Below are 20,425 nucleotides of genomic sequence, written 5' to 3'. Positions count from 1 at the left end.
AAGTTCTTTGGCGTAACCGGACCGGCACGGAGGCGCTCCTGATGGACCTGCTCCGCCAATTGCGCCACGTGCGTCGGCACTGGTGGGTCGTACTGGTCACGGTCATGGTGGCCCTGGGCGTCTCGGCGTTCCTGACCGTACGGGCCCAGCCCCGGTACGTCGCCTCGGTGACCTTCTTCGTCACCACCCCCAACCAGGGCGTCAGCGAGGCCTACCAGGGTGGCCTCTTCCTGCAGCAGCGCGTCAAGTCCTACGCCGACCTGCTCAGCAGCGACCGCCTGGCGCAGAGCGTGGTGGCCGAGACCCCCGTCGGGCTCACCGCGGACGAGGTGCAGCGTCGGGTGAGCACCTCCACCGAAGCCGGCACGGTCCTGCTGCGCGCCTCGGTGACCGACACCGATCAGACCCGCGCGTTGCGGATCACCGAGACCCTGGCCGCGAGGTTCGTCGACCTCGTACAGAAGGTCGAGACGCCGCCCGACGGCAAGACGCCGATCAAGATCGAGGTGGTGAGCGGCCCCCGGGTCAGCGCGAGCCCCGTTTCCCCGCAGCCGGTGCGCAACCTCGTCCTGGGTGGACTGCTCGGTCTGCTGCTCGGCGTCGGCCTGGCGATCCTGCGGGGCGTCGCCGACATCCGGCTGCGGGACTCCGCAGGTCTGCAACGCGCCACCGGAAGCCCGCTGCTCGGCGAGATCCCGTTCGAGGCCACTGCCCGCACCGCTCCACTGATCGTCGGTGAGGCGGCGACCTCGGCGCGGGCCGAAGCGGTCCGTAAGTTGCGAACCAACCTGCGTTTCGTGGACGTGCACGAACCGGCCCGCGTCATCGCCGTGACCAGCGCGCTGCAGGGCGAGGGCAAGACCACGCTCTCCTGCAACCTGGCCATCGCGTTGGCCGAGGCGGGCTGGAGGGTGCTGCTTGTCGACGCGGACCTGCGCCGCCCCAAGGTCGACGACTACCTCGGCCTGGACGCCGGTGTCGGCCTCACCGACGTGCTGGTCGGCGACGTGCAGGTCGGGGACGTCGTGCAGCGCTGGGGCGACAAGTCCCTCCTCGTGCTGCCCAGCGGCTCCGCACCGCCGAACCCGAGCGAACTGCTCGGCTCCAAGGCCATGGCGGACCTGCTGCTCGCCCTGCGCGAGTCGGCCGACATCGTCATCATCGACACCGCGCCGCTGCTCGCGGTGACCGACGGTGTCGTGGTGGCCGTCCAGGCCGACGGCGCGCTGTTGGTGAGCCAGCAGGGCCGTACCTCACGGACCCAGGTCGCCGCCGCTGCCCGCTCGCTGCACTCGGTGTCGGTGCGGTTGCTCGGCTGTGTGCTGAACATGGCCAAGGTGCCCAAGGCCGAGGCGTACCAGTACGAGGCCTACCGGGTGGTCGCCTCCACGGCGACGCCGTCGGTGCCGACCGACCGGGCCACGTCCGCCCGGCACAGCGAGGACGCCGGAGTCAACGGTGTCAGCGACCGCACCCAGGAACTCACCCGGTTGCCCCGATGAGCGCGGCGAGGGGTCGTAGCGAACGTTCGATCTCCTCGGCGCAGCGTCGGAAGTCGGCGGTCGTACCGCCGATCGGGTCCCGCAGGTCATCGGCGTCGGGGGCGGCGGGTTGCAGCCGCCCCCGGGCCTCGGCCGCGGCGGCGATCGCGGCCCGCAGCGGGTCGACGGCCGGCTCAGCGGGGGGCTCGGCCGCCGAGGCCAGCCGCCCGAACTGGCGCAGCGTGAACGTCCGGTGCAGAGCACCGGGCGCCAGCGCGGTGCAGACCGAACGCTGGCGCCGGGTCGCGGTCAGCACGAGCGTCGCCTCGGTCAGGTACTCAGGGCGCAGCGTCCGGCTGGCGAACGCCGCCGGGTCCGCGCCGTGCTCGGCCAGGACCTCCATGGCGTACGGATGCATGGCCATGCCGTCCATCGCGTCGGTGCCGGCGCTGGACACCAGCACCGGCCGGTCGGCGAGCAGGCGACGGGCCACGTATTCGGCCATCGGTGAGCGGCACAGGTTGGCGTGGCAGACGAACAGCACGCGGTCGACCATCGGGAGCCCTCTCGTCGGTGCGGACGCGGGTCGCCGCACCGCGAGGGTGGTGCGTCGACGCCGGTGGCCGCGCGGTGAGGGGTTGTCGGCATCGTACGCGGGCCGGGTGCCCTCCGGTCGCGGTGCCGCGCCGACCTTCGTCGATCCGGGACCGACGGCGGTGGCGTCGTGAAGGTCGGCATCCTGTCGTACCACTTCCCGCCCGAGCCGGCCTTCATCCCCGGCAGCCTCGCCGAGGAGTTGTCCGCGCGGGGCCACGACGTCAGGGTGCTCACCGGCTTTCCGGACTACCCGGGCGGTCACGTCTACCCAGGCTGGCGGCAGCGCTGGCATCACGAGACGCACAGCCGGCGGCTGTCCGTCCGTCGGGTGCCGCGCTACTCCGGTCGTGGCGGGTCCACCGGGGCGCGGATGGCCAGCTACCTCTCGTTCGCCGGCAGCGCTTCACTTGCCGCTCGCCGGTTCCTCGGCGACGTGGATGTGCTCTACGTCTTCCAGTTGCCGGCCACCACGTTCGCCACCGCCGCCGTACTCCGGCTGCTGCCGAAGGTGCCGGCGGTGCTGCACGTGCAGGACGTCTGGGCGCGCGACGGCGCGGACGATGCGGGCGACGACCGCTGGTCGGCACGGTTGGGCACCGCGATGACGCGGATCTACCGGTCCGCCGCGCGGGTCGCGGTGACCGCGCCGTCGATGCGGGACCTGGTGGTCGCCGCCGGCGCCGACCCGGCCCGGGTCCGGCTGGTGCTGAACTGGACCGACGAGCGGATCTTCCATCCGGCGACGCCAAGCGCGGCGGCCCGCCAGATGGTCCGCCGCGACGACCGCTGCGTGGTCATGCACGCCGGGACCATCGGCGCCCGCCAGGGCCTGGAGACGGCGGTACGGGCCGCAGCGGCCCTGGACCGCACGATGGATCTGGTCCTTGTCGGTTCGGGCGCTGACGAGCGGCGGGTGCGGGGGCTCGCCGCCGAGTTGAGCGCGGAGAACGTCCGCTTCCTGGAGCGGCGCTCGCCTGTCGACATGCCCGAGTTGTACGCCGCCGCCGACTACCAGCTGGTCATGCTGCGCGACCTGCCGGAGCTTCGCGGCATGGTGCCGGCCAAGCTCCAGGCCGCGCTCTCCTGCGCCGTGCCGGTGGTCGCCTCGGCCGGTGGTGACACCGCCGAGCTCGTCGAACGTACGCGAGCGGGCCTGTCCTGCCCGCCGGAGGACTGGGCGGCGCTGGCCGACCGGTTCTGGCTGGCCGCCACCATCCCGCCGTCGGCACGCACCGAGATGGGGCGCCGGGGCCGGGAGGCGTACCTGCGGGAGATGTCCCTGCCGGCCGGGGTGGACCGGATCGAGGGCCTGCTGCACGAGGCGGCCGGCCGGACCCCGCAGGTAGTGGGGCAGCCGCGAGAAGACCTCGCGTAAAGGACGAAAACTGCCATAAGCGCACGAGCTTCCCCCAGGCATGTTAAGAACGTCAGGGAATCAGACCTACTGTCCGATTCCGCGAAATGGAGTGTGGTGTGACGGAGAGCGAACAGCCACGTCGACGGCGAAGCCGATCCCGGCGTCGCCGCCGGGCGCGACTGCGCCGGGCGCTGCTCGCTGGCCTGGTGGCCGGCTGCCTGCTGCTGGCCAGCGGCGGGTGGGTGGGCTTCCGGGGCTGGCAGGCGCGCGCCCACCTGATCAACGCCGCCGGCCTGGCCCGGGAGTTGAGCGCGCAGGTGGTGGGCGGGGACACCGACCGCGCCCAGCGCACCCTCGCCGCCCTCCAGGAGCAGGCCGGCGCCGCCCGGTCCGCCACGACTGACCCGAGCTGGCACGTCGCACGGCGGACCCCGTTCGCCGGCGACGACCTCGACGCCGTCCGGCGGATCGCCGTCGCCATCGACGACCTGGCCCGGCACGCGTTCCCCACGCTGCTGCGCGCCGACCTGACCAGTCTGGTGCCCTCCGGCGGCCGGCTGGACCTGGCGAAACTCACAGCGGTCTCCGCCGAGCTGTCCCAGGCCGACGAGGCCGTGCAGAGCACCCGCCGTGACCTGGCCGCCGTGCCGGCCGACCGGCTGGTCAGCCAGATCCGGCAGGCGCTCACCGACCTACGCGGCGAGATCGACCGCCTGGCCAGCCTCACCGCCGCCGCCGACCAGGGCGCCCGGCTGCTGCCGCCGCTGCTCGGCGCGAACGGCTCGCGGCGATACCTGCTGGTCTCGCAGAACCTGGCCGAGCTGCGCGCCACCGGCGGCATGTTCGGCGCGTACGCGCTGATCGAGGCCGACAAGGGCTCGGTCCGGATGGGCCGCCAGGGCAGCAGCGCCTCCTTCGGCCGGTTCGTTCCGCCGCTGAAGCTGTCCGCCGAGACCCGGGCCCTCTGGACCGACCTGCCCGGCATGTACCCGGCCGACGTCAACCTCACCCCGCACTTCCCGACCGCCGCATCCCTGTACCGGGAGATGTTCCGCCGCAAGACCGGCACCACTGTCGACGGTGTGCTCGCTGTCGACCCGGTGGTGCTGTCGTACCTGCTCAAGGCCACCGGCCCGGTAGCGGTGCCCGGCGGCGTTCCCCTGGCCAGCGAAAAGGTCGTGCAGACCCTGCTCAACGAGAGCTACCAGCGGCTGGACATCAAGCAGCAGGACGAGTTCTTCGCCTCCTCCGCCGCCGCTGTGTTCGACGCCTTCTTCACGAAGAATGTCAACCCACGGGTGTTGTTGTCCGCATTCGACCGTGCTATCACCGAACGCCGGATATTGTTCTGGAGTGCCCGACCGGAAGAACAGCGGACATTCAGCGACAGCCGGATGGCCGGGACGCTCCCGGAACAGGACACCGTGCCGACGGTCGGCGTCTTCCTCAACGACGGCAGCGGCGCGAAGCTCGGCTACTACCTGCGGCCGACGGCGAACCTGACAGTCGGCGAATGCCGGCCCGACGGCCGCCGCGAGCTCCGGCTGCGGGTGACCCTGCGCTCCACGGCGCCGAAGTCAGGACTCAGCGAGTCCGTCCTCGGCCTCGGCATGGCTGGCGACCCGTACACCGCTCGCACGTTGGTGTCGGTCTTCAGCCCGGCAGGGGGCGCCGTGCTCGACGCCCGGCTCGACGGGTCGGAAACCGCGCTCGGAAGCGGCACCGAACGACGCCGCCACGTTGCCACGGCCAACGTCGAGGTCGGCCCCGGCGCTGAACGGACGTTGGAGATGACGGTCTTGACCGCCAAAACCAGCGTGGGGCAGGCCGAGTTGTGGCTGACTCCGACCGCCAGCCCATGGACCACCCAAGTTCATTCCGCACCACGATGTGACCAGTAGGAGGGAACCAATCATGCGGCTATCCCGCATCATCATGGCGCTCACGGTCGGTCTGGCCGTGGTGGCCGTGCCGACCGCAGCGGGGGCGGCACAGCCGCAGCCGACGCCGTCCGCGACCACGGATCCGACCCAGCCGCCGGCGTACACGCCGCAGCTCGCGTCGCTGACAGTCAACCGTCCGACGATCTACCTCGGCGAGACGGTCGTCCTCACCGGCACCGGCTTCGGTCCGAACGAGACAGTCGACATCACGGTGACCGTCACCCCGCTGGCGGCCCCGGCTCCCGGCCAGGCGCCGGCCCGCCGCAGCGACGGCAGCACCGTGGCCATGGCCCCGGTCGCGTACCAGGCGAGCGCACCGCTGAACTTCACGGCGCGTACCAACGCCCAGGGTCGGTTCACCAAGTCCTACCGGCCGTCGGTGACCGGTCTGCTGACCTTCACCGCCACCGGCCGGGAGTCCGGCCGCACCGCCACCGCCGAGCTGCGGGTGCTGCACAAGAAGCAGCCGCTGCCCGTCACCGGTGACAGCATGGGTACGCCCATGAAGCTCGGTGGCGGCCTCGTCGGCGCCGGCGCGATCATGCTGCTGCTGACCCTGGCCTGGCGTCGCCGCCAGCGCTTCGGTGGAGCCGCGCACTGATCCGCATGACCCGCCGGGCAGTGCCCGGATAGCACCTGAGCTGGCGCCCGTCGGAACACTCCGACGGGCGCCAGCCTCGGTTGTCGGGCGTGGTAGGGGCCGGTCGCCGTCGGTGGAGGGCTGTTCGGTGGGTGTGCCCCCTGCTTGGTGGTGTGCTCCCTGGGAGGGCGGCTGGCGGATGGGCGCAAAGCGGGCGGTAGAGGTGGGGTCCGGGGCGGAGGCCGGAGCGACTCGGCGTTTCTGGTGTTTGATCGACTCGGGTTCCTTGTAATCGGTGTGTCCGGCTGGGGTGGATGCCCCGGTTTCAAGGAACCCGAGCCGGCTCATCGCCTGGGTGCCCGGTTCGGCCGGCGGCCGGCGACGCGTATGGGGGGTATGTCCGTTGGCGGCGGGTTTCTGGGTGTGACCGGTGGCATCCTCAGGCCGGAATCGTGGCGGCCCCGGCCGGGTTACATACCCTGACGGTCGCAGTACCACCGGCCGCAGGCGCGCCCTCGTGGAGGTGCATCGCCTGGCCCGCTCGGCGCCGGGTTGCGTGACTGCTCGGCCCGCTGGACGCCGGGTTGCGTGACTGGCTGGCGCGGGTGGAATGCCTGGCCCGGCCCTGTGGTTGTAGACCTCCGAACGACCGTGGCGCCGGCTCGACGCGGCTGCCGATGGATGGCCCGCCCCCGGGAATGGTCCCGGCCCCCGGGTGGTTACACATGGACCGGCCGCTAGAGGCGCCCCCCGCGCCCGGCCGCCGTGATGACTTTCCCCCCTTTGTTGTTTTGTGCAGTGCCGGACGAGGTGCTGACACCTGTGCGCCGTCCCCCTGGTGTGTGGGTGTTTCCTACCCCCGAAGGAGCTACCCCCATGAACACGATCATTCGTAAGAGCATGCTGTCCGTTGCTGGTCTCGCGTTCGCCGGTGGTGTTTTCGCCGGCCCCATCGCCGGCCACAACGCCGCCGACGCTGCGGTGGGTGTCAAGCCGGTGGCGGTGGTGCAGGCCGACAAGCCTGATACCGGCAAGTTGATCCCGCACGGTACGCAGGGCGCGCAGTCGCGGATCGCCCTCAACGACGAGCAGACCGCGAATGTGAAGGCGATCATCGCTGCGACGAAGAAGGCCGGCATGCCTGAGCGGGCTGCGGTGATCTCGATCGGTACGAGTCTGCAGGAGTCGAAGTTGGAGAACCTGGGTCACCTGGGTGACCGCAACGATCATGACTCGCAGGGTTTGTTCCAGCAGCGTCCGAGCTCGGGTTGGGGTACGCCGGAGCAGATCACCGACCCCGACTACTCCACCACCGCCTTTCTGAAGGGTTTGAAGCAGGTTGACGGGTGGCAGGACATGCCGTTGACCGTGGCCGCGCAGACGGTGCAGGTGTCGGCGTACCCGGACGCCTACGCGCAGTGGGAGCAGCAGGCCGCTGACCTGGTCGCCCAGTACTGGAACAGCTGACCCACCACAGAACCCCAGCACACCGAACTGATGGCCGGCACCCCCAACACGGGGTGCCGGCCATCGGCATTGCAGCCACAACTGATGGCCGGCACCCGAACACGAGAGGTGCCGGCCAACGGCACACGCAAGGTTCCGACGCAAGCCAACCGGCACACACCCAGAGGTGTGGACGCCGGCCGGCGGTACCACGCCCGAAGGTGGGGACGGCGCTGGCGGCGTACACCTGGGGTTGTCAAGTCTTTGTGTGGTTGTGGCTGCGGAAGATGTCGATAAGCGCGGCGACAAGCGCGAGCGCGATGATCCCGGTGGCGAGCAGGAGGGACATCTCGAAGGCGGTGGTCCAGTTGCCGCGGCTGTCGGCGAGCGACGAGAAGAACATCGACCCGACGGCGGCGATGCCGGCGGCCGCGCCGATGCGCTGACCAGTTTGGAGCATGCCGGCGCCGCTGCCGGCCTGGTGTACGGGCACTTGGGCGAGGGTGAGTGTCTGGTTGGGGGCGATGACCAGGCCGCTGCCGATGCCGGCGACGAGTAGCGGCCCGGCGGTGACCAAGGGTGCGGGGGCGTGCGGCCAGAGGTGCAGCGCGAGGGCTGTGGCGGCCAGCCCGAGTACGACGGCGAGCAGGCCGATGGCGACCAGAGGTCGGCCGAAGCGGTTGACGATGCGGCCGCCCAGTGCCGACGCGGCGGCGGAGCCGAGGGCGAACGGGGTGATGGCGATGCCGGCGACGAGCGCGCTGTAGCCGAGGCCGTTCTGGAGGAACAGCGTGAAGATGAAGAAGATCGCGGTGAAGCCGCCGAAGTAGACCAGGGCGATGATCGATCCGAGTGTGTACGACTGGAAGGCGAACAGCCGCAGGTCGAAGAGGGGTTCGTGGTGGCGCGCGTACCGCCGCTCCCAGAGTCCGAAGGCGACGAGGACCGCCAGGCCGGCGGGGATGAGCGCCCATTTCCAGGGGGTCCGCCACTGTTGCTCCTGTACGAGTGGCAGCAGGACCAGGACCACTCCTACGCCGAGCAGCAGCACTCCGACCGGGTCGAGCCGGCGTCGGCCGATCCTTCCCGGGGGGCGCGCGGGCAGCAGGCGCCAGCCGAGGATCATCGCGATGATGCCGACGGGCACGTTGACGAAGAAGACCCACCGCCATCCGTGTGCCTCGCCGCCGAGGGCGATGAGGAGCCCGCCGAGCAGTGGCCCGACGGCGGTGGAGATGCCGATCGTCGCGCCGAGCAGCCCGAACGGGCGGGCCCTTTCCGGCCCTCGGAACAGTTCCTGGATGAGCCCTGTCACCTGAGGGTTGACCACGCCTGCGGCGGCACCCTGGAGCAGCCGGGCGGCGACCAGCCAGGTGGGGGAGGTGGCCAGGCCGGCGAGGGCGCTGGTGGCGGTGAACAGCCCGATGCCCAGCACGAATGCGTTGCGCCGGCCCCGGGCGTCACCGAAGCGGCCGGCAGGCACGAGGACCAGGCCGAAGGTGAGCGCGTACCCGGAGAGGACCCACTGGAGGTCGCTTGGGGAGGCGTGCAGCGCGCGGTCGATGGAGGGCACCGCCACGTTGACGATGCTCACGTCGAGCAGCGTCATGAACGCGGCGACGAGTCCGACGCCGACGGCCTGCCAGCGTCTGCGTTCGTCCACCGCGTCACTCATCGTGCCCCCCGCTGATGGCCGATCACGCTTGCCTGACCGCTACCCGGGTCAACGGGGGGCGAACCGTCGCGGGTGGAGCGACGGATCACGCCATCTGGCGGGCGCAGAACCGGGGGCCGAAGTCGAGCCCTGCCATCGGCGAGTCCTCGCGGTGCAGCAGGCCCTTCTCGGTGAGCATGTGCAGCGGTTCGTGCACCTGCTCCTCGGTGAGCCCGGACCCTTCGGCGATCAGATCCGGATAGGGCACCTGGCCGCGTGCTTCGAGGGTGGTGACCGCCTGGAACACCCGTTGCTCGATCTCCGACAGCTGCACCTGCTGCATGATCGCCTCCTTTGCTCGCCCGCCTCAGCGCGGACGGTTACGCCGCGTCGGTTACCCCCTGGGTGGCCGAAAATGCCCACCCGATCGGGCGGTCGGCGGGCCTGCCGTACCCCGTTCGGGTGGCGGGTGGTGCCCTAGGCTGCATCAGTGATCGTCTGGGATCTCGTCGTCGTCGGCGCCGGCCCCGCCGGGCTCTCCGCGGCACATGCCGCAGCCCGGGCCGGCCTTCGTACCCTTGTTGTCGAGCGGGCCGCGCACCCCCGGTACAAGACCTGCGGCGGCGGCCTGATCGGCACGTCCCTGGCGGCCGTACGGGACCGCATCGAGGTGCCCGCGGCCGACCGGGTGGACCGGGTGACGTTCACCCGCGACGGCCGCCGGGAGTTCACCCGCCGCAACGGCAGCCCGGTGCTGACGATGGTGCGCCGCGAGGAGTTCGACGACCGGCTGCGCGCGGCGGCGGTCGCCGCCGGCGCGCAGATGCGGGAACGGGTCGCGGTCCGCGCCATCGAGCAGGACCCCGAGGGGGTACGCCTGCGACTGGCCGACGGTACGACGCTCACGTCCCGTGTGGTGATCGGCGCGGACGGGTCGTCGGGGGTGACCGCCCGGCATGTGGGTGTGCGGTACCGGCAGGTGGATCTGGGGCTGGAGTTGGAGGTGCCAGTGCCGCCCGCCGAGCAGGAGCGCTGGCGGGGGCGGCTGTTGCTGGACTGGGGCGCGCTGCCCGGCTCGTACGCCTGGGTGTTCCCGAAGGGCGACCGGCTGACCGTCGGCGTGATCGCGGGCCGAGGTGCGGGGGAGGGGACCCGCGCCTACCTGCGGGAGTTCGTCGACAGGTTGGGGTTGACCGGGCTGCCGGCGGAGCACGACTCGGGTCACCTGACCCGCTGCCGCGAGGAGGACTCGCCGTTGCGGAGGGGCCGGGTGCTCGTGGTGGGGGACGCGGCCGGGCTGCTGGAACCGTGGAGCAGAGAGGGCATCAGCTTCGCGCTGCGCTCCGGTGAGCTGGCTGGCGCGGCGGTCGCCGACGGGGACCTGGCCGGCTACGAGCGTGCGGTCGCCGAGCGCCTGGTGCCGTCGATGCGGGCGGGGTTCCGGCTGCTCGACCTGTTCACCGCTCGCCCGACGGTGTTCCACGCCCTGCTGGCGACCCCGCCGGGGTGGCGGATGTTCGTCCGGTTCTGCCAGGGGCGGGCGGGCTTCGACGAGATGATGGACCGCCGACCGGTCCGGGTGGCGCTAGCGGCGCTGGAGCGGCTGCCGAACCCGCGCCGCGCGCAGCTCGCCGACGCGCGAGGCTGATCTCGCCCAACTGATCCTGGTCAGCGGCGGCTCTTCAGTCGGCCCTTCACCAAACACCCAGGATCCTAGGACGCCTTACGCGACGTGCGCGGCGCCACGGCACAGCGCAGACCGCGCCAACCTGAAGTACTGGCGCGACGCAGGTGGGTCACCTGACAATGAGGCGGAGCAGGGGAGGTGCTGATGGCCGAGCAGCCGTTCACCGACGACGAGTACGCGTTCCTGCGCCACATCCGCTTCGGGGAGTTGCCGCCCGCCGTCCGTCCGGACGAGCGTGTCGCGCTGACCGAGACCGATCCCGGGCGTGACTCCCCACAGGGGTCCGAGGATCCGGTGCGCTGGAACGTGCAGGGCTGAGAAACGCGCGACGGGCCGGAGGTGTCGCCACCCACGGCCCGCCGATCGTGCCCTGCTGTCAGAAGACCGGTACGCCCTCGCGTACCAGCCGCCAGTTGGGCTGGAAGAAGTCGGCCGGGTCGATAGTGCCCCTGGCCTGCGCCCAGTCGATGAGCAGTTGGCGGATCTCCTGCTGCGCGTTGTAGACCTGCGTCTTCACGATGCCCGGGAAGTTGCCGCCGCCGCTGCGCCGGTAGTTGTTCACCGCCACCACGAACTGCGCGTTGTCAGCGACGGGGGTGTCGGTGCCCGGCAGCATCAGGCGGGTGATCCGCTGACCCACCGGCCGGGAGATGTCGATGTCGTAGTCCAGGCCGGAGATCACGTCGTAGTTGTAGTCCGGCACCGCAGGGTCGCTGATCTGCTCCGGGTCCACCGGGGCGCCCGGGGCGAGGGTGCGGAAGTACTTCGCCGAGAACTCCAGGTACGCGCGCACCTCGGCTCCGCTGAGCACGACCGCCTCGAGGGTGTTGTCGTACACGTACAGCCCTGCCACGTCGCGGATCTTCACGTCGCCGGCGGGGAAGACCGCCGTGCGACTAAACGGCGCCGCGATCGACAGCACCGGCAGATCGGCGTACGGGGTGCCGGCCAGCGCCGCGCCGACGACCTCGGTCTGCACGTGGTTGATGAAGTCAAGGATCGGCGTGTCCTTGTACCGTGACTCCGCCGCCGACAACTCCACCGTGGACTGGGCGACCACCTGGTTGACGTACGCCACGGTCTTCTGGTGTTGCCTGCGCACCGCGGCGAGGACCTTCGGGTCCTCGACCACGGTGTTGGTGTTCAGCATGGTGGCGGTCTTCCTGGTGATCGCCCACCGGCCACGCTCACGGGCGAGGGTGAAGTCCATCCGGGTGAGCCGCTGGCCCCACTTCGACGGCTCGGAGAGCAGCACCTGCGCGCCGGTCCGCTCGTTGGTGACGAACCGTTCCACCACCTCGTTGTGCGCGTGACCGAAGAGGATCGCGTCGATCCCCGGCACCTGCTGGGCGATCAGGGCCACCGGGTTCTCGTTGGGCAACTCCGGACCGTAGCTGGAGGTGCCGCTGTCGCCGCCGTGCGCGGAGATCAACACCAGGTCCGCGCCGCGCGCACGCATGAACGGCACCCACTTCGCCGCAGTGGCGATCATGTCGTCGAAACGCAGCCTGCCTTCGACGTTGCCCCGGTCCCAGATGGCCACGCCGGGGTTGGTGAGGCCGAGAATGCCCACCCGCAGGGCCGGCGCGGCGAAGCCGAGGGAGACCTTCTTGATGACGTACGGCAGGAAGGCCGGCTTGCCGGTCTTCGCGTTGACCGCGTTGGCGGCGAGAGCCGGGAAGCCGAGCTGGCGGATCCACAGGTCCAGCAGCGGCAGGCCGTAGTTGAACTCGTGGTTGCCGAGCGTCACCGCGTCGTAGTCGATGATGTTCATCGCCCGGGCCATCGGATGCTTCACGCCGGTCTCGGTGATCGGCTCCTGCTTGGCGTAGTACGTCGCCAGGGGCGTGCCCTGGATGGTGTCGCCTGCGTCCAGCACCAGCGTGGCCTTGCCAAGTCGCTCGGCGCGGATCTGGTTGATGAGGGTGGCCAGCTTCGCCACGCCGACGTCGTTCTGCCTGCTGTCGTCGTACTCGGCGTCGCGGTAGTAGTCCCAGTTGTAGACGTTGCCGTGAGTGTCCGACGTACCCAGCAGTGTGAGGTCCCAGGTGCGCGGCCGGGCCGGGCCGCCCGCCTGCGCGGGGGCGGCGGCGATCAGCGGCGCGCTCGCCGCCGCGGCCGCGGCGGCGAGCACCCGGCGACGCGACGGGCCGGAGGGAGAGGTCATGTCGTGCCCTTCCATGGGGGTCGATGCGCCTCGTGAGCGCCTCGCGCACCATAACCAGAGCCGGTGGCTCCCGCCACGCCTGCCCGCCGGCCCTTGCGGTTTCCGCAGGCCACCGCGGGGTAGGGCAGTCAGGGACCGGAGCAGCGCCGCAGGAGGAGATGTCGGTGAGCAACGACCAGCACACCCCACAGGACCCGGCCAGCCAGTACGGGCAGCAGTCCGGCCAGCCCGGCCAGCAGCAGACGCCGCCCGGCTCGACCGGCGAGATGACGCCCAAGCCGGACCACGGGGAGGAGTCGTACCGGGGCAGCGGCAAGCTCGACGGCAAGCGGGCGCTGATCACCGGCGGTGACTCGGGGATCGGCCGGGCTGTCGCCATCGCCTTCGCCCGCGAAGGCGCCGACGTGCTCATCTCGTACCTGAGCGAGGAGGAGGACGCCGACGCCCGGGAGACCATCCGACTCGTCGAGGCCGCCGGCCGCCGGGGCATCGCCGTCCGCGGCGACATCACCGACGAGGCGCACTGCCAGGAACTGGTCGACCGGACGGTACGCGACCTGGGCGGCATCGACATCCTGGTCAACAACGCCGCCTACCAGATGTCGCAGGACAAGGGCATCCTCGGCATCAGCACCGAGCAGTTCGACCGCGTCCTCAAGACCAACCTGTACGCGATGTTCTGGCTGTGCAGGGCCGCCGTTCCGCACCTGCCCGAAGGGTCGGCGATCATCAACACGGCGTCGATCCAGGCGTTCGACCCGTCGCCGCAGTTGCTGGACTACGCCACCACCAAGGCGGGGATCGCGAACTTCACGAAGGCGCTCGCCGCCGACCTGGCCGAGCAGGGCATCCGAGTCAACGCGGTCGCGCCCGGTCCGATCTGGACGCCCCTGATCCCGGCCACCATGCCGAGGGAGAAGGTCGAGCAGTTCGGCACCGACACCCCGCAGGGCCGGCCCGGTCAGCCTGCGGAACTCGCGCCGGCGTACGTCTTCTTCGCGTCCCAGGAGTCCAGCTACGTCACCGGCGAGATCCTCGGGGTCACCGGCGGTCGACCGACAAAGTGACCTGCTGCCGGGTGGGCGTCCGCAGGGCTGCCCACCCGGGCAGGCGCGCGTTCCGTCGGGTCGTTCGACTGTGGCCGCGTTCGCCCCGGTCGGGCCTCAGCAGGTGTCGGGCCTCAGCCGATCTCGCCGTCAGCGTGGCCAGGCGGCGAAGCGCTGCCGGACCTGGGCGACGTCGGCAGCGTTCAGCCCGTAGCGGCCGAAGCGCTGGTCGGACAACCGGTCGAGGTAACGGCCGGCGGCCCGCACGTCGGCCGGGTCCAGGGCCGGATCGACCTGCCGGGCCAGCACCAGCAACTCCGTCACGTCGTAGTGCTCCAGGGCCGCCGCCACGTCGATGAAGTCACGGACCTCCCGCCTGTTGACCAACGCCGCGATCTTGTTGGCGACCAGGTCACGGACGTCCATCACCGGCCCGAGATCCATCACCACCGGGCTCTGCCGCCGGTCGAGCCGGGCCAGGCTGAGCCGGATCTGCCGCCCGTCCCGGCTCACCACGAAATCCTTCATGTCCTGGTCGTACCCGTCGAACAGGTCGGCCAGCTCACTGTCCGGGTCAGCGTCGGTGACGGTGAACCCGGCCCGCTCCAGCGCCACGCGTACCCCGGTGGAGGCAGCCGCGGCAGCGCCCTCCACGTCGGCGAACAGGTCGACGTCCTCCGTCGGGCGGGCGACCAACCCGTGCGCGGCCCAGGCCACCCCGCCACCCAACACGAACCGGTACGGTCCGGCGGCAGTCAACGCGACCCGGGCCACCTCCCGGTAGAACTCGTGCAGGTGTGGGGCGATCACGCCGCGCGCAGGCCGCGGTGCCGGCTCTCCCACGCCAGGCGTACGCCCCGGGGCAGGTTCAGCAGCCGCCACACCCGACGCAGTGTCCGCCCGTTGATCAGGACACGCAGGTCCTCGGCGCGGGTGGTCTCGCGCAGCACGTTCTCGTACATCCAGAGGAGCTGGTCCGGGTCGCCAAGGTCGAAGGTGCGCTCGGCGTTCCACATCAACCGCACCGGTAACTCCACCACGCCCCGGGTCGGGCCGGCCAGCTCCGCAAGCGTCCGCGCCACCACGGCAGGGCGACCCGGGCGGGCCAGGAAGGCCACGTCGGTCGCGGTGGGGGAGACGGCCTGCATGCTGTCAGGGTAACGCCCCGCCAGTCCGGGTGTCGCTCACCGCGCAACTATCGCCCCGGAATGACTCCCGCGTAGTGGCTGCCCGAGATGGCGGGGTGCGTCGCGGCTGGGGGGCACCGTGCCCGGCTCGCGGTCTTGGGCGGTCCGCCGAGGTGGCCGGGCATGTTGCGGGTAGTCGCGACCGGGGTGGGGCCACCGTGCCCGGCTCCGGGCGGTCAGGCTTGATCCCCTGGGCCGGGCACGGAGGCCCCACCCGGTCCGTGGTCCGCCGTCTCTCGCCTCTTGCTGCGCCCTTGATCGACTCGAGATCATTGATGTCGGGGTGTCCCGATGCGGCGGATACCCCGGTTCCCTTGATATCGAGTGGATCATCGCCGCAACGGCCAGTCTGACCCGACCGGGCCGTGTCATCCTGGGCGGTATGTCCGGTCCTGGGTGGTGTGGGGTGTGACCGGTGGCATCCTCAGGCCGGAATCGTGGCGGCCCCGGCCGGGTTACATACCCTGACGGTCGCAGTACCACCGGCCGCAGGCCACCCCCTCGCGGGGATGCATCGCCTGGCCCGCTCGGCGCCGGGTTGCGCGACTGCTCGGCCCGCTGGACGCCGGGTTGCGTGACTGGCTGGCGCGGGTGGAATGCCTGGCCCGGCCCGGTGGTTGTAGACCTCCGAACGACCGTGGCGCCGGCTCGACGCGGCTGCCGATGGATGGCCCGCCCCGGGAATGGCCCCGGCCCCCGGGTCGTTACACATGGACCGGCCGCTAGAGGCGCCCCCGCGCCCGGCCGCCGTGAATGACTTTCCCCCCTTTGTTGTTTGTGCAGTGCCGGACGAGGTGCTCACACCCGTGCGCCGCCCCCCGGTGTGTGGGTGTTTCCTACCCCCGAAGGAGCTACCCCCATGAACACGATCATTCGTAAGAGCATGCTGTCCGTTGCTGGTCTCGCCTTCGCCGGCGGTATCTTTGCCGGCCCCATCGCCGGCCACAACGCCGCCGACGCTGCGGTGGGTGTCAAGCCGGTGGCGGTGGTGCAGGCCGACAAGCCTGATACCGGCAAGTTGATCCCGCACGGTACGCAGGGCGCGCAGTCGCGGATCGCCCTCAACGACGAGCAGACCGCGAATGTGAAGGCGATCATCGCTGCGACGAAGAAGGCCGGCATGCCTGAGCGGGCTGCGGTGATCTCGATCGGTACGAGTCTGCAGGAGTCGAAGTTGGAGAACCTGGGTCACCTGGGTGACCGCAACGATCATGACTCGCAGGGTTTGTTCCAGCAGCGTCCGAGCTCGGGTTGGGGTACGCCGGAGCAGATCACCGACCCCGACTACTCCACCACCGCGTTCCTGAAGGGTTTGAAGCAGGTTGACGGGTGGCAGGACATGCCGTTGACCGTGGCCGCGCAGACGGTGCAGGTGTCGGCGTACCCGGACGCCTACGCGCAGTGGGAGCAGCAGGCCGCTGACCTGGTCGCCCAGTACTGGAACAGCTGACCCACCTCACAGCACCGCAAGATCCGCTGGCCGGCACCCCACTCCGGGGTGCCGGCCAGCGGCATGTCCACCGCCCGCATACCCGCCGTCGCTGAATCTTGGACAGTTTCCGTTAGCCACGGACGGAAGCTGTCCAAGATTCAGCCCCGCGACGGGTGCGGGTGCCGCGCGACGGGCACAGCAGGTGCGGGTGCCGCGCGGCGGGTGCGGGTTGGGAACAAGGTTGTGGTGGGGCGGGTTGTGGACAGTGTCGGTGTGATCCAGTGTCCCCGGGCCTCACCTAATATCGCCGTCGCGGAATACCGTCAGGCTGGAGCCGCGTCGCGCCACTCGCCGAGAGGCGACCTGCACACCGACACCGGTGCCGCCCCCGACCCACCCGGTCGGGGGCGGCACTGTTTCTGCGTCCGACGACTGGAGCCTGTGCCCGACGACTGGGACCTCGGTTCGCGAAGGCCGCTCGTCTGACCTATGTTCGTGGGGTCGCTCGCGTGGGAGGGGGTGTCGGGGATGGGTCTGCGGACGTTCATCGAGGGTTGGCCGGTTTATCGGCAGCTCACCGGCACGGACCCGCTCGGCCGGGGCGTCGCGGCGCAGTCCACCCGTACGGCAGAGTTGACCGCCCGCACGGAGACCGCCGACAGTGTCGCCCGGTCCGTGTGTCCGTACTGCGCTGTGGGTTGTGGTCAGCGGGTGTTCGTCAAAGACGGGCGGGTCAGTCAGATCGAGGGTGATTCGGACAGCCCGATCTCGCGGGGTCGGCTGTGTCCGAAGGGCTCGGCGAGCAAGAGCCTCGTGACGAGCCCGCTGCGGCAGACGAAGGTCCGCTATCGCCGCCCGTACTCGACGCAGTGGGAAGACCTGGAGCTCGACACCGCGCTCGACATGATCGCCGACCGGGTGCTCGCCGCACGCGAGCAGACCTGGGAGGACGTCGACACGCAGGGCCGCCCGCTCAACCGCACGCTGGGTTTCTCCAGTCTGGGTGGGGCGACGTTGGACAACGAGGAGAACTACCTCATCAAGAAGTTGTTCACCGCGGCGGGCGCGTTGCAGATCGAGAACCAGGCGCGTATTTGACACTCCGCCACCGTCCCCGGTCTGGGGGCCAGCTTCGGTCGTGGCGGTGCGACGGACTTTCAGCAGGACATCGCCAACGCTGACGTCATCGTCATTCAGGGCTCCAACATGGCCGAGGCACACCCTGTGGGTTTCCAGTGGGTGATGGAGGCCAAGCGTCGTGGCGCCAAGGTGTTCCACGTCGACCCGCGGTTCACCCGGACCAGTGCGGTGGCGGACAGCTATCTGCCGATCCGGGCGGGTACGGACATCGCGTTGCTGGGTGGGGTGGTGCGCTACATCCTGGAGAACGAGCTGGACTTCCGGGAGTACGTGCTGTCGTACACCAACGCGGCGACGATCATCAGCGAGCGGTTCAGCGACACCGAGGACGGCGACGGGTTCTTCTCCGGCTTCGACCCGGAGACCGGAAGCTACGTCCAGGACAGCTGGCAGTACGCGGGCCACGAGGACTCCTCGGGCAGCGGGCACACGGCCAAGGAGCGCGACTCCGCAGCGGGGATGGAGCACGAGTCGCACGGTGCCCAGGTGGGCGGGCAGACCCAGCGCGACGAGACGTTGCAGCATCCGCGCTGCGTGTACCAGATCCTGAAGCGACACTTCTCCCGCTACACGCCGGAGATGGTGGAGCGGGTCTGCGGCATCCCGCAGGAGAAGTTCCTGGAGCTGGCGCAGGCGTGGACGCGCAACTCCGGCCGCGACCGCACCGGCATGCTGATCTACTCGGTGGGCTGGACGCAGCACAGCGTTGGTGTGCAGTACATCCGGACCGGCGCGATCATCCAGTTGCTGTTGGGCAACATGGGTCGCCCCGGTGGCGGGATCATGGCGTTGCGGGGCCACGCCAGCATCCAGGGGTCCACCGACATCCCGACGTTGTTCAATCTGCTGCCGGGCTACCTTCCGATGCCGCACCACGCCGATCACCCGACCTTCGACGAGTGGGTCGACAGCATCCGCCACCCGGGCCAGAAGGGCTTCTGGGGCAACGCCGAGTCGTTCGCCGCCAGCCTGCTCAAGGCGTACTGGGGTGAGGCCGCGACACCGGACAACGACTTCTGCTACGGCTACCTTCCTCGCCTGACCGGCGATCACGGCACGTACCAGCAGGTGTTGAACATGATCGACGGGAAGATCAAGGGCTATTTCCTGCTGGGTCAGAACCCGGCGGTCGGGTCGGCGCACGGGCGGGCGCAGCGGCTCGGCATGGCGAATCTGGACTGGCTTGTGGTCCGGGATCTGTTCATGATCGAGAGTGCGACGTTCTGGCAGAACGGTCCCGAGGTGGCCACCGGAGAGATCGTCCCGGAGGAGTGTCGTACGGAGGTGTTCTTCCTGCCCGCCGCCTCGCACGTGGAGAAGGAGGGCACGTTCACCCAGACGCAGCGCCTGTTGCAGTGGCGCGAGAAGGCCGTCGAGCCGCCAGGCGACGCCCGCTCCGAGCTGTGGTTCTTCTACCACCTCGGCCGCAAGCTGCGCGAGAAGCTGGCCGGCTCCGACCTGCCGCGCGACCGCTCGTTGCTCGACCTCACCTGGGACTACCCCACGCACGGTCCGCGTGACGAGCCGAGCGCCGAGGCGGTCCTGCGCGAGATCAACGGGTACGACGTCACGACCGGCCGACCACTGTCGAGCTTCGCCGAGGCCCGCGCGGACGGCTCCACAGCGATCGGCTGCTGGATCTACACGGGCGTGTACGCCGACGGCGTCAACCAGGCCGCCCGCCGTAAGTCCCGGCACGAGCAGGACTGGGTGGCCGCCGAGTGGGGTTGGGCGTGGCCGGCGAACCGGCGGATCCTCTACAACCGCGCCTCGGCCGACCCGGACGGTAAGCCGTGGAGCGAGCGCAAGAAGTACGTGTGGTGGGACCCGGACAAGGGCGAGTGGACCGGCTACGACGTACCGGACTTCGAGAAGACCAAACCGCCGTCCTACCGGCCGCCACCCGGCGCGTCCGGCACCGAGGGCATCGCCGGTGACGATCCGTTCGTCATGCAGGGCGACGGCAAGGGCTGGTTGTACGCGCCCAGCGGCGTCCTGGACGGGCCGCTGCCGACGCACTACGAACCTGTCGAGTCGCCGGTGCGCAACCCGCTGTACCGGCAGCAGGCCAACCCGACCCGCAAGTCGTACGCGCATCCCGTGAACTCGGTGAACCCGAGCCCGCCGGAGGAGCACAACCAGGTCTTCCCGTACGTCTTCACGGTCAGCCGGCTCACCGAGCACCACACGGCGGGCGGGATGAGCCGGACGGTGCGACCGCTTGCCGAGTTGCAGCCGGAGATGTTCGTGGAGGTGTCACCGGAGTTGGCCGCCGAGACCGGGCTGGCGCATCTGGGGTGGGCGCACCTGGTGAGCGGCCGCGCTGTGATCGAGGCGAAGGTGCTGGTGACCGACCGGCTCACGCCGCTGCGGGTCGACGGTCGGACCATCCATCAGGTGTGGTTGCCGTACCACTTCGGGTTCGAGGGTCTGGTGACCGGCGACTCGGCGAACGACCTGTTCGGCATCACCCTCGACCCCAACGTGCTCATCCAGGAGAGCAAGATCGGTACCTGCGACGTGCGGCCGGGCCGTAGGCCCACCGGGTCGGCGTTGCTCGACCTGGTCGCTGACTACCAGCGCCGGGCGGGGATCACTCCGGGAGGGCACGCGCCGGCCGTGACCATTGACAAGGACGGGGAGGCGCGGGGTGCTTCCTGACCCGAACAGCCTGTACGGGCCGCTCGACCCGGCGCCGGACGCCGGCT

Annotated in this window: 15 protein-coding genes and 1 pseudogene; 10 read left to right on the top strand and 6 right to left on the bottom strand. The window is 70.4% G+C overall.

Annotated features, from left to right (window positions below):
* The first annotated feature begins 41 nt into the window (after positions 1-41).
* Entirely contained in the window at positions 42-1,502 is a 1,461-nt protein-coding gene (locus F4558_RS10490) for a tyrosine-protein kinase domain-containing protein (RefSeq protein ID WP_167943898.1), read from the top strand.
* On the opposite strand, the gene F4558_RS10485 is transcribed toward F4558_RS10490, so the two are convergent.
* Entirely contained in the window at positions 1,483-2,037 is a 555-nt protein-coding gene (locus F4558_RS10485; RefSeq protein WP_167943897.1) for an arsenate reductase/protein-tyrosine-phosphatase family protein, read from the bottom strand. The two genes, F4558_RS10490 and F4558_RS10485, sit on opposite strands and share 20 nt — an antisense overlap.
* Before the next feature lie 168 nt (positions 2,038-2,205).
* On the opposite strand from F4558_RS10485, the gene F4558_RS10480 reads away from it, so the two are divergent.
* The 4 genes from F4558_RS10480 (at position 2,206) to F4558_RS10465 (ending at position 7,425) form a co-directional block, all read left to right on the top strand.
* Positions 2,206-3,453: a glycosyltransferase family 4 protein gene (locus tag F4558_RS10480; protein WP_167943896.1), complete on the top strand. Its 1,248-nt coding sequence runs from the start codon at positions 2,206-2,208 to the stop codon at positions 3,451-3,453.
* 98 nt (positions 3,454-3,551) lie between these two features.
* Positions 3,552-5,336 carry a DUF4012 domain-containing protein gene (locus F4558_RS10475; protein ID WP_231640213.1) on the top strand — a complete coding sequence of 595 codons (1,785 nt, stop codon included), beginning with the start codon at positions 3,552-3,554 and terminating at the stop codon, positions 5,334-5,336.
* A gap of 13 nt (positions 5,337-5,349) precedes the next feature.
* Complete coding sequence (locus F4558_RS10470) at positions 5,350-5,979, top strand: hypothetical protein (protein ID WP_053660146.1); 630 nt, start codon at positions 5,350-5,352, stop codon at positions 5,977-5,979.
* 855 nt (positions 5,980-6,834) lie between these two features.
* A complete protein-coding gene (locus tag F4558_RS10465) occupies positions 6,835-7,425 on the top strand; it encodes a hypothetical protein (protein WP_167943895.1) in 591 nt (196 codons plus the stop codon).
* A gap of 235 nt (positions 7,426-7,660) precedes the next feature.
* Here the strand turns inward: F4558_RS10465 and F4558_RS10460 are convergent, their stop codons facing one another.
* Complete coding sequence (locus F4558_RS10460; RefSeq protein ID WP_167943894.1) at positions 7,661-9,079, bottom strand: MFS transporter; 1,419 nt, start codon at positions 9,077-9,079, stop codon at positions 7,661-7,663.
* An 85-nt stretch (positions 9,080-9,164) separates the two neighbouring features.
* A complete protein-coding gene (locus F4558_RS10455) occupies positions 9,165-9,401 on the bottom strand; it encodes a hypothetical protein (RefSeq protein ID WP_053659566.1) in 237 nt (78 codons plus the stop codon).
* Positions 9,402-9,548: 147 nt separating this feature from the next.
* On the opposite strand from F4558_RS10455, the gene F4558_RS10450 reads away from it, so the two are divergent.
* Together F4558_RS10450 and F4558_RS10445 are read left to right on the top strand one after the other, a co-directional pair.
* Complete coding sequence (locus F4558_RS10450; RefSeq protein ID WP_167943893.1) at positions 9,549-10,706, top strand: geranylgeranyl reductase family protein; 1,158 nt, start codon at positions 9,549-9,551, stop codon at positions 10,704-10,706.
* A 183-nt stretch (positions 10,707-10,889) separates the two neighbouring features.
* Positions 10,890-11,063, top strand: coding sequence for a hypothetical protein (locus tag F4558_RS10445; RefSeq protein ID WP_167943892.1), 174 nt, complete (start codon positions 10,890-10,892; stop codon positions 11,061-11,063).
* A 58-nt stretch (positions 11,064-11,121) separates the two neighbouring features.
* Here F4558_RS10445 and F4558_RS10440 read toward each other — a convergent pair whose 3' ends face one another.
* Positions 11,122-12,912 carry a bifunctional metallophosphatase/5'-nucleotidase gene (locus F4558_RS10440; RefSeq protein WP_167943891.1) on the bottom strand — a complete coding sequence of 597 codons (1,791 nt, stop codon included), beginning with the start codon at positions 12,910-12,912 and terminating at the stop codon, positions 11,122-11,124.
* Positions 12,913-13,076: 164 nt separating this feature from the next.
* On the opposite strand from F4558_RS10440, the gene F4558_RS10435 reads away from it, so the two are divergent.
* Complete coding sequence (locus tag F4558_RS10435) at positions 13,077-13,979, top strand: SDR family oxidoreductase (protein WP_167943890.1); 903 nt, start codon at positions 13,077-13,079, stop codon at positions 13,977-13,979.
* Between the two features lie 129 nt (positions 13,980-14,108).
* Here F4558_RS10435 and F4558_RS10430 read toward each other — a convergent pair whose 3' ends face one another.
* Together F4558_RS10430 and F4558_RS10425 are read right to left on the bottom strand one after the other, a co-directional pair.
* Positions 14,109-14,768: a nucleotidyl transferase AbiEii/AbiGii toxin family protein gene (locus F4558_RS10430; RefSeq protein WP_053659570.1), complete on the bottom strand. Its 660-nt coding sequence runs from the start codon at positions 14,766-14,768 to the stop codon at positions 14,109-14,111.
* Entirely contained in the window at positions 14,765-15,106 is a 342-nt protein-coding gene (locus F4558_RS10425; protein WP_053659560.1) for a hypothetical protein, read from the bottom strand. The genes F4558_RS10430 and F4558_RS10425 overlap by 4 nt, the downstream gene beginning before the upstream one ends.
* 898 nt (positions 15,107-16,004) lie before the next feature.
* Between F4558_RS10425 and F4558_RS10420 the strand changes: the two genes are divergently transcribed.
* Together F4558_RS10420 and fdh are read left to right on the top strand one after the other, a co-directional pair.
* On the top strand, positions 16,005-16,595 hold the full coding sequence (locus F4558_RS10420; RefSeq protein ID WP_167943889.1) for a hypothetical protein: 591 nt from the start codon (positions 16,005-16,007) through the stop codon (positions 16,593-16,595).
* Positions 16,596-17,105: 510 nt separating this feature from the next.
* A pseudogene (gene fdh / locus F4558_RS10410) lies at positions 17,106-20,357 on the top strand (formate dehydrogenase); the annotation flags it as partial.
* Between the last annotated feature and the right edge of the window lie 68 nt (positions 20,358-20,425).

It is taken from the genome of Micromonospora profundi (genome assembly GCF_011927785.1).
GTDB classification, from domain to species: Bacteria; Actinomycetota; Actinomycetes; order Mycobacteriales; family Micromonosporaceae; genus Micromonospora; species Micromonospora profundi.
The sequence above is the reverse complement of the archived record's forward strand: the minus strand, read 5'-3'. Positions and strand labels throughout refer to the sequence as shown.